7 protein-coding genes and 2 pseudogenes are annotated in these 9,727 nt (G+C 71.9%); 6 read left to right on the top strand and 3 right to left on the bottom strand.

Features of this window, described 5'->3' with window-relative positions; genetic code table 11:
- Window positions 1-228: pseudogene (locus tag FNH09_RS41495) on the top strand (M56 family peptidase); the annotation flags it as partial.
- A 57-nt stretch (window positions 229-285) separates the two neighbouring features.
- Here the strand turns inward: FNH09_RS41495 and FNH09_RS41490 are convergent.
- On the bottom strand, window positions 286-1,377 hold the full coding sequence (locus tag FNH09_RS41490) for a sporulation protein (RefSeq protein WP_152895037.1): 1,092 nt from the start codon (window positions 1,375-1,377) through the stop codon (window positions 286-288).
- A gap of 351 nt (window positions 1,378-1,728) precedes the next feature.
- Between FNH09_RS41490 and FNH09_RS41485 the strand changes: the two genes are divergently transcribed.
- The 3 genes from FNH09_RS41485 to FNH09_RS41475 all read left to right on the top strand — a co-directional run bounded on the left by FNH09_RS41485 (window position 1,729) and on the right by FNH09_RS41475 (window position 6,412).
- On the top strand, window positions 1,729-4,113 hold the full coding sequence (locus FNH09_RS41485; RefSeq protein WP_152895036.1) for an ATP-binding cassette domain-containing protein: 2,385 nt from the start codon (window positions 1,729-1,731) through the stop codon (window positions 4,111-4,113).
- Between the two features lie 176 nt (window positions 4,114-4,289).
- Window positions 4,290-4,916, top strand: coding sequence for a hypothetical protein (locus FNH09_RS41480; RefSeq protein WP_152895035.1), 627 nt, complete (start codon window positions 4,290-4,292; stop codon window positions 4,914-4,916).
- A 149-nt stretch (window positions 4,917-5,065) separates the two neighbouring features.
- Complete coding sequence (locus FNH09_RS41475) at window positions 5,066-6,412, top strand: COG1361 family protein (RefSeq protein ID WP_152895034.1); 1,347 nt, start codon at window positions 5,066-5,068, stop codon at window positions 6,410-6,412.
- 73 nt (window positions 6,413-6,485) lie between these two features.
- On the opposite strand, the gene FNH09_RS41470 is transcribed toward FNH09_RS41475, so the two are convergent.
- A complete protein-coding gene (locus FNH09_RS41470; protein WP_152895033.1) occupies window positions 6,486-7,259 on the bottom strand; it encodes a polysaccharide deacetylase family protein in 774 nt (257 codons plus the stop codon).
- Between the two features lie 441 nt (window positions 7,260-7,700).
- Here FNH09_RS41470 and FNH09_RS41465 point away from each other — a divergent pair, with 441 nt between their 5' ends.
- Window positions 7,701-8,594, top strand: a complete 894-nt coding sequence (locus tag FNH09_RS41465) for a hypothetical protein (RefSeq protein WP_152895032.1) — start codon at window positions 7,701-7,703, stop codon at window positions 8,592-8,594.
- Window positions 8,595-8,855: 261 nt separating this feature from the next.
- Window positions 8,856-9,326: a hypothetical protein gene (locus FNH09_RS41460; protein WP_152895031.1), complete on the top strand. Its 471-nt coding sequence runs from the start codon at window positions 8,856-8,858 to the stop codon at window positions 9,324-9,326.
- A 142-nt stretch (window positions 9,327-9,468) separates the two neighbouring features.
- Here FNH09_RS41460 and FNH09_RS49255 read toward each other — a convergent pair.
- Window positions 9,469-9,727, bottom strand: a pseudogene (locus tag FNH09_RS49255) (hypothetical protein); the annotation flags it as partial.

Here is a 9,727-nt window from a genome sequence, read left to right as displayed (position 1 = left end):
GAGACAGCCCCGACCCTGGCCGCCCTCGCCGCCGTACCGGGACCCGTGCCGCGCCGCGTGGCCGCGCTGCTCGGTCCGCCGCCGGTCGCCCGCGCCTGGCCGCCCCTGTTCACGAGCGCGGGCATGGCCGCCTGGACCGCGGCCGGCGGAGCCGCCCTGTCCGCGATGTCCTCGGCGAACTCGGCGGTCACGATGTTCACGATCCTCAAGGCGGCCACCCCGCTGTAGGGCCCGCCCGGCGGATCGGGCCGCGGACGCGGGGTCCGGCGCGCCGCCCGCCGGACCTCAGTCCTCGTCGTCCCCGCCCTCGTCGTCGTCCCCCTCGAAGAAGTCACCGATCTCGTCGACGACCTCGGCCGCCACCAGCCCGCCGACGACGCCGACCGCCAGCCCCGCCGCACCGGCCGCGACGGCGGTGCCCAGGCCGGGTCCGGAACGGTGGTGCTCGTCGTGGTGACGGTCGTGGCGGCCGTGCTCGTCGTACCCGTGCCCGCCCCCGTACGAGTCGTCCTTGTACCCGCCGGCGTACGGATCCCCGTGCCCGTACGGATCCCCGTGCCCGTACGCGGCACCGTGCCCGTACCCCGCGCCGGAGCCGTGGGCCGTCCGGTGCTCGACGAGCTGCCGGATCCAGCCGTCGACCTCGGTGTTCCAGTCCCGGTGGGCGGCGTCGTCGTGGCCGACGGTGAAGCGGACCAGCGCGTCGTGGCCTTCGGAGAAGAGGCCGCCGCGCCGGTCGGCCTCCAGGATCACCTCCGTCCGGTCGAAGCCGGTCAGGAAGGTCACCTCGATCTCGTCGACGGCGTGCGCGTACTGCGGCGCCGGGGTCAGCTCGATCTCCTGGTAGAAGGGCAGCCGCTGATCCGTGCCGCCGATCCGCCCACGTTCGAGGTCCGCGGACCTGAAGCCGAAGCCCAGCTGCCCGAGCGCCTCCAGGATCGCCTCCTGGACGGGCAACGGCCGTACGGCGAGCGGGTCCAGGTCGCCCTTGTCCCGCGCCCCGGACACCGCGAGCTCGGTGCGCACCCCGAGCACGATCCCCAGCTGCTGCCCGTACAGCTCACTGACCGGCGTCTCCCACGGCAGCGTCACCTGGAACGGGACGCTGTACCGTGCCTCCTCGCCGAGCCGGAACGCACCGCCCACCACGTACCGTTCGAAGACGACGAAGCCCTCGCTCTCGCCCTCCTCGTGCTCGGTCTCGACCCTGGCGACGAGTTCCAGGGCGATGTGCTCGACGTCGACGGCCGAACCGCCGCCCCGCAGGTGGACCTGCCCGGACAGCACCCCGCCGGGCGGGACCGCGCCGTGGTCCAGAACCGTGTCCACCGAGGGGCCGTCCACACCGATGGCCCCGAGCAGCCGTTTGAACACCATGCCGGTGTCGCTCCTTCACTGATCGCGCGCGTCGCTCCGCGGCCCGGCGCGGGTCGCGACGGGCCGTCGCCACCAGAACTACCGCACCGGGTAAAGAAGTTCCCAAGGCGTCCGTACGGGTGACGCCTGCGCCGCCCGCACGCCGTCCCGTGCCGGAGGCCCGGGACGGGCAGTTTTCGAGAAGCGCCGGACGGCGGTCGACGCCTAGCCTGATCGCCGTGGCCGCCGGCCCGCACCCGCGGGGCGACGGCGCGGGACGTCGTCCCGGATCACCCCCGGCCGACCGGGTCGATCAGGTAGACAGGAAGCCCGCGAAGGCGGTTCGCAAGACCGTACGGAGAGAGGACGAGCATGGCCAGGAGGACGGACGCGCAGTCGTCCGCGCCGCACGGCGCCGACAGTCACGATCTGATCCGCGTGCACGGTGCGCGCGAGAACAACCTCAAGGACGTCAGCGTCGAGATCCCGAAGCGCCGGCTGACGGTGTTCACCGGCGTCTCCGGCTCCGGCAAGAGCTCCCTGGTGTTCGACACGATCGCCGCGGAGTCGCAGCGGCTGATCAACGAGACCTACAGCGCCTTCGTGCAGGGCTTCATGCCGACCCTGGCGCGGCCCGAGGTCGACGTCCTCGACGGGCTGACCACCGCGATCATCGTCGACCAGCAGCGGATGGGCTCCGACCTGCGCTCCACGGTCGGCACCGCCACCGACGCCAACGCGATGCTGCGCATCCTCTTCAGCCGGCTCGGGCGGCCGCACATCGGCTCGCCCAAGGCGTTCTCCTTCAACGTCGCCTCGATCAGCGGCGCGGGCGCGGTCACCCTGGAGCGCGCCGGGCAGACCGTGAAGGAACGCCGCTCCTTCAGCATCACCGGCGGGATGTGCCCGCGCTGCGAGGGCCGCGGCTCGGTCACCGACCTCGACCTCACCCAGCTCTACGACGACTCCAAGTCGCTCAACGAGGGCGCGCTCACCATCCCCGGCTACAAGTCGGGCGGCTGGAACTACCGGCTCTACACCGAGTCGGGCCTCGTCGACGCGGACAAGCCGATCCGCAAGTACACCAAGAAGGAACTGCACTCCTTCCTGTACCTCGAACCGACCCGGATGAAGATCGCGGGCATCAACATGACCTACGAGGGGCTGATCCCCCGGGTCCAGAAGTCGATGCTGAACAAGGACAAGGAGGCGATGCAGCCGCACATCCGGGCGTTCGTGGAGCGCGCGGTCACCTTCACCGCCTGCCCCGACTGCGGGGGCACCCGGCTCACCGAGGCGGCCCGGTCGTCGAAGATCGCGGGCATCAGCATCGCCGACGCCTGCGCGATGCAGATCAGCGACCTCGCCGAGTGGGTGCGGGGCCTGGACGAGCCGTCGGTGGCACCGCTGCTGGCGTCCTTGCAGCAGACCCTCGACTCCTTCGTGGAGATCGGCCTCGGCTACCTCTCGCTGGAGCGGCCCTCGGGCACCCTGTCCGGCGGCGAGGCGCAGCGCGTCAAGATGATCCGCCACCTCGGCTCCTCGCTCACCGACGTCACCTATGTCTTCGACGAGCCCACCATCGGTCTGCACCCCCATGACATCCAGCGGATGAACGGCCTGCTGCTGAGACTGCGCGACAAAGGCAACACGGTGCTCGTCGTGGAGCACAAGCCGGAGACGATCGCGATCGCCGACCACGTCGTCGACCTCGGCCCCGGCGCCGGCACGGCGGGCGGCACCGTCTGCTTCGAGGGCACCGTCGAGGGGCTGCGGAACGGCGGCACCATCACCGGGCGGCACTTCGGCGACCGGGCCTCCCTGAAGAAGGCGGTGCGCAAGCCCACCGGCGCGCTGGAGATCCGCGGCGCCTCGGCGCACAACCTGCGCGACGTGGACGTCGACATCCCGCTCGGGGTGCTGTGCGTGGTCACGGGCGTCGCCGGTTCCGGCAAGAGCTCGCTGATCCACGGTTCGGTCCCCGCCTCCGAGGGCGTGGTGTCGGTGGACCAGGCGCCGGTGCGCGGCTCCCGGCGCAGCAACCCGGCGACGTACACCGGGCTGCTCGACCCGATCCGCAAGGCGTTCGCGACGGCCAACGACGTCAAGCCGGCGCTGTTCAGCGCCAACTCCGAGGGCGCCTGCCCCACCTGCAACGGAGCCGGCGTCGTCTACACCGACCTGGCGATGATGGCCGGGGTCGCCACCCTCTGCGAGGAGTGCGAGGGCAAGCGGTTCCAGGCTGCGGTGCTGGAGTACCACCTCGGCGGCCGGGACATCAGCGAGGTGCTCGCGATGTCGGTGACCGAGGCCGAGGAGTTCTTCGGCGCGGGCGAGGCGAAGACCCCGGCGGCACACCGCATCCTCGGCCGCCTCGCCGACGTCGGCCTCGGCTATCTCAGCCTCGGCCAGCCGCTGACCACGCTCTCCGGCGGCGAGCGCCAGCGGCTCAAGCTGGCCACCCACATGGCCGACAAGGGCGGTGTCTACGTCCTCGACGAGCCGACCGCGGGCCTCCACCTCGCCGACGTCGAGCATCTGCTCGGCCTGCTCGACCGGCTCGTCGACTCCGGCAAGTCGGTCATCGTCGTCGAACACCACCAGGCGGTCATGGCGCACGCCGACTGGATCATCGACCTCGGCCCGGGCGCGGGCCACGACGGAGGCCGGATCGTCTTCGAGGGCACCCCGGCCGACCTCGTCGCCGCCCGCTCCACCCTCACCGGCGAACACCTCTCCGCGTACGTCGGCGGCTGACCGCGGCAGCCGGCCGCGTATGTGAAACCGAGACCGTTCCGTGGGGCGGCCCGTGCAACCGCCGAGCCGCCCTTGGTGGTCGTAAGGGTCAGGTCGGCGGTCCTTTCCGCGCCGGCCGCACACCCCGGTCACACAGGTCGTGAACGTGATGTTCCCGGTCGAAGAAGGGATTCGCCATGCCCGCTCCCAGAGGCACTTCGGTGGCAGCGCTGTTGGGTGGTCTTCTGCTGCTGACGGCGTGTCAGAGCGGTTCGGACACCGGTGCCTCCGGCTCCTCCGGCCCGTCCGCCCCGCAGGCCTCGGCCACGACGGCCACCGCTTCGGGCGCGCCCGCCGCCGGTGCGCCGTCCGACTCCGCCGCGCCCACCGCGCCGGCCGTGTCCGCCCCCAAGCAGTCGACCGCTCCCGCAGTCCCGGCCAAGGCCACCGCCCCCGCCTTCGCCGGCTGCCGCAACCTGGCGGTGAGCGCCGAGGTGAAGTCCGCGGTGACGACGGCCTACCGGCGCACCGTCCCCGTCCTCGTCCATGTGGCGCCGGTGCCCGGGCAGTTCTTCTACGGCCAGTGCGGCTCCGTCCGCTACGCCGCCACCCGCTTCCAGCCCACCGCCGGGGCCACCGAGGCCGAACTCGTCAACCTCCAGGACGAGGGCACCGCCACCAAGTACTTCCGCGCCGCCGCCGGAGGCGGCTGGGTCTATGTCGCCACCGACGGCTTCCCCAGGAGCGCGCACGGCTGCGGCGACATACCGGAGATCCCGAACGCCCTGGCCAAGGCCTGGCACAACTGCCCGGACGGCCACTGAAAGTCCTCGTATCTCCTTGATCGGGAGGAGAGCGGGAACACACCCGCCACGCGCGCCCCGGCTACAACCCTCCGTCGCTACAGGCTGTCCAACTCCCGTCCGGCACAAGGAAGTTGCCGGGATCACTGTTGTCTCGCACGGGAGATGTCATGAGTTCTGTGTCCGTCGGGCGCGTGCTGCGCCGCGGGTTACGGGTCGGTGCCGTGGGCGCGTTGGTCGTGGCCGGGCTCGGGAGCGGGGCCGCCCTGGCCGCCGACCAGCCGCAGCGCGACCAGTTGTGGATCCAGGCGCCGGACGAACAGGCGGTCACCGTCGCTCCGCAGGACGGTGCCGCGCGTTACCGGTCGCTGGACCTCGGCCTGTACCACGACAACGACGACTTCGCGGTGACCGACGGGCGGCTGACCGTCGACGCCTCCGGGCTCGCCGGGGTCGCCGAGGTGGCCTGGCCCGACAACTGCGCACCGGACGAGACCGGCACCGTAGCCGTGTGCGACACCGGGGACGTGCCCACCCGTCACAGCGCGCAGGTGTCGCTGAAGGTGCGGGCCGTCGCCGGCGCCGCCCTGGGGGCGCAGGGGACGATCGGGTACTCCGCGCAGGCCACCGGCGGACCCGACGGCACGCTCGTCGCCCCGGAAGGCTTCACGACCTCCGTCACCGTCGGCTCGGGACCGGACCTCGGCTTCGGTGCCCCCAAGAACACCACCGGCGTCGCACCCGGCACCGAGCTCACCGTGCCGGCCTCCGTCACCAACACCGGCAACGAGACCGCCCACGGCTTCAGTGTGCGGCTGTGGGCGACGTACGGCCTCGACGTCGTCACCCGCTACCCGCAGTGCACCTACACCGGACCCGACGACAGCGGCAGCGCGCCGCCCGCGACACGGGTGACCTGCTCCTTCGACACCGACGTCGCGCCCGGCGCGACCGTGGAGCTGCCGGAACCGCTGCGTCTCGCCGTCAACGGGCGCGCGCTGACCGAGCGGTTCGACTACGAGGTCGAGCCCGGCGACGGCGCAACCGACCTCGACACCTCGGACAACTACCGGGCCTGGAACATCGCCGCCGACAACATCGCCGACTTCGCCGCGCGCGGCACCGTGGTGAGCGGCGCGGCCGGCGACACCGTCACCGCGACGGTCGGCTTCGCCGACCTGGGCCCGGCCTGGGTCGGCAACGTCAGCTCCGGCGACCCGGTCGCGGTGGTGCACTTCCACCTCCCGGAGGGCACCACCGCCACGGCCATGCCCAGCACCTGCCGCAACGCCTGGACGTCCGGCGACGACCCGGCCGTCGGCCACTACGCCTGCACCCTCCCCATCTGGACCCAGCCGGGCCTGGACGTCACCTTCCCGTTCAAGCTGCGCATCGACCGGGTCGTCCCCGGCGCGACGGGCCACGTCGTCGTCAAGCCCTACTACGGCACGACCTTCCCCTTCGACCCGAACACCGACAACAACACGGCCGAGGTGGTCCTCGACCCGGCCGCCTGACAACGGAGACAAGAAAGGGGGGCGAGCCCGTGGCTCGCCCCCCTGGGGATCCGTCCGGCACCCGGCCGGCGGCTCAGCGCACCGGGAAGCCGAAGGAGTAGCCCTGCTCCTTGAGCCAGGGCAGGACGCGGCGCAGTGCCTCGACGGTCTGGGCACGGTCGCCGCCCGCGTCGTGGAAGAGGATCGTCGGCCCGTTGGGGATCTCCCGCTGGACGGTGGCGACGATGGCGTCCGTGCCCGGGTGCTCGAAGTCCTTGGTATCCACGTTCCAGCCCAGCGGGCGCATGCCCCGGGAAGCGGCGAGCTTGCGGCTCTCGGGGGTGAAGGCGCCGCCGGGAGCGCGGTAGTACATCGGCCGTACGCCGCCGGACGCCTCGGTGATCATGCGTTCGGCGTCGAGTATCTCCTTGGACTGGTAGGCGAAGGGCTTCTTGTCCATGGAGGTGTCGTGCGACACCGTGTGGTCGCACAGCCGGTGCCCGGCCGCGACCACCTTCTTCACCAGGTCCGGGTGGGCCTGCGCCTGCGTCCCCACCATGCAGAACGTGGCCTTCACCCCGTACTCCTTCAGCACGTCGAGCACTTGGGGGGTCCAGACGGGGTCCGGGCCGTCGTCGATGGTGATGTTGACGCCGTGCGCGCCCTTGTCCGAGGAGTGCGCGATGGTGATCGCGACCGACTTGACGGCACTGCTCGGCGTCGCCGAGGCGGTCGCCTTCGGCGACGGGTCGTGCACGGCGTCGGCCTGCGCGGTCCACAGCGAGGCACCGACGGCGAACATCGTCACCCCGAGCGCCGCCCCGATCATCTTGCCGTACCAGCCGCGCACCCCACCGTGCCGTGCCATGTCCGCCCCGCTTTCGCCCAGTGCCTCGTCGAATCCCCGGTCGCCGTGCGACCACTTGGCAGGACGAAGAAACCTGGCCAGGGGATCCGTCCGTTACCGATCACGGACAATCCCGGGAGAGTTCGCGGACAACCGGGCCGGGTCGCCGTGCCGCGCCTAGGGGGACCGGGTCGCCGTGCCACGTTGTACGGCCGTAGGGCACCGGCTGCTCACCTCGGCCGCTGTCGGACCTCGTCCCTCTGACCTCGGCCGCTGTCGGACCTCGGCCGTCGGCCGTCGGGTGGAAATGGTTGCCCCGTCCGAGGGGGCCACTCGCGCGGACCGGCGCCGCCGGCGCGGTCGGGGGGCAGCATCGGCCCTGCCCCCCGAGCCACGGCGCCGTCGACTTCGGCGCCGGGAGCACCCCGTGAGATCCGGGACTTCCGAAGGAGCCACCTGCTCATGTCCATCCGCAAGCCGTCGGTACGCGTCGCGCAGGCGCTGTGTGCCGGAGCGGCGGCCACGCTGCTGGCCACCGCTTCCCCCGCCGTACTGGCCACGGCCGCCCCCGCCGCGCCGAAGCCCAATGTCCCGTGCAGTGAGAGCGCCCTGTTCGACGCCATCACCACCGCCAACACGGGTGGCGGAACCCTGGTGCTGTCGCCGGGCTGCACCTACGCGCTCACCGCGCCCCTGCCGGAGATCACCAACACGATCGTCATCAACGCCCGCAACAGCACCATCACCCGCGACTCGGCGGCCAGTTTCGGCATCCTCTCCGTCGGCCCCAGCGGCAATCTCATGCTGAGCGACGCCACCATCACCAACGGCGCCGCGCCCGACTTCGGCGGCGGCATCGCGAACCACGGCAGGCTGACCGTCACCGGCAGCGCCATCCGCGACAACCGCGCCAACTTCTCGGGCGGGATCGGCGGCGGAGCGGGGTCCGTCACCGTTGTTCAGCGCACCAACATCATGGACAACATGGCCAACGTGAACGGCGGCGGCGTCGCCAACGACGGCGACATGACCATCACCGACAGCCGCATCATCGACAACCACGCCGGTGCCGTCGGCGGCGGTGCGGCCAACGACGGCACCCTGCGGATCCTGCGGACCAACGTCAACGAGAACACCGCCGGACGGGCCGGAGGCGTCGCCAACTTCACCGCTTCCTTCGGAACCAGTTCGACGACCATCAGCGACAGCAACGTCAACAGCAACTCGTCCACCCTCGCCCCCGGCGGTGTCCTCAACACCGGCGGCACCGTCAACCTGATCAACTCCCGGGTCCGCGGCAACGCCCCCACCAACTGCGCGGGCAGCGACGTCGTCGTCCCGAACTGCTCGGGCTGAGCCACGGCAGACCCGCCCCGGTACGGGGAACGCGCCCGGACGCACTCGGCGTCCGGGCCCGTTCGGCAGTGGGGGGAAGAGCCGGCTCGGAACAGGCCCTTGTACCCCTGCCGGCCGGTGGCGATCCTCGTCCGGCCGCCGGTGGAGCCCTTGCCGTTCCGGGCCGGGTCCACCACACCGCGTGCCGGGCCGCCGGAGGGGCGCTGTCAGTCCCCGCCGCTAGCGTTGCGGCCCTACACAACCGGCAGGGAGGGCTGCTCGATGGGTGCCAGTGGGTGGGACTACGTGACCGAGTACGACGGGGATGCCGCGGCGGCCCTGGAGGCTCTGCACGCCAGGGTCTTCCAGGAGGAGTACGGGGACGGCTCCGAGTACCGGAGCCTGGAGGAACTGTGGGAGGACGAGGAGTTCATGGGGGAGGAGGGCACCCACACGATCCTTGACATCGACCGGGTCGTCGCCGTGGACACCCCGCCGACGGAGTCCTCTTTCTCCGACTACAGCACCCTGCGCCCGCTGGCGCTCGACCGCGTGGTCCACCACTTCGGCACGGACCGGCCCACGGTCGAGCAGTACGAGCGCCTCGTCGCCGCCGGCACGGCCGCGAGCCACGAGGAGCACGAACGCAGCCTGCTCGGCGAGTGCCGGATGCGCTGGACCGGCTACTACGTCGTCCTCCACACCGACGACAAGCCCTCCCATCTGGGAATCTTCGGCTTCTCCGGCGACTAGGGCCGGTCCGGCGACCGGCCGACATCGCGCGGCATGCGTCCGACCTGCGTGAGCACAACGTCCACGACATCGCCTGAGGCGCTTGTTCCCACAGGTCGTGGACGGCGGGTGCCCTGACCGGCTGTGCTGCCCGGCACCGGGTCTACGGGTTCGGGGGCCGCGTCCGGCGCAGATCGAGCAGCATCACGCCATGGAGGTCCGCGTCCGCGCCCCACGGCCGTGCTTCGCCGATTCTGCGGTATCCCCAGGCCCGGTACGCGGCCGCCGCGGCCCCGCTCGCCAACTGGCCGTCGGCGTGCGCGGGCAGGTGCCGCCAACGGTCGGCGCCGCTCCCGACAGGCGCGCTGACGGCGCGCCCGCGAGCAGCACGACGCCACCCGCCCCGGCCCGCCCGCCCGCCA

Source organism: Streptomyces adustus, assembly GCF_009377175.1.
Lineage (GTDB): Bacteria > Actinomycetota > Actinomycetes > Streptomycetales > Streptomycetaceae > Streptomyces > Streptomyces adustus.
Note: the sequence above shows the minus strand (reverse complement) of the source record. Positions and strands in the feature narration are given on the sequence as shown.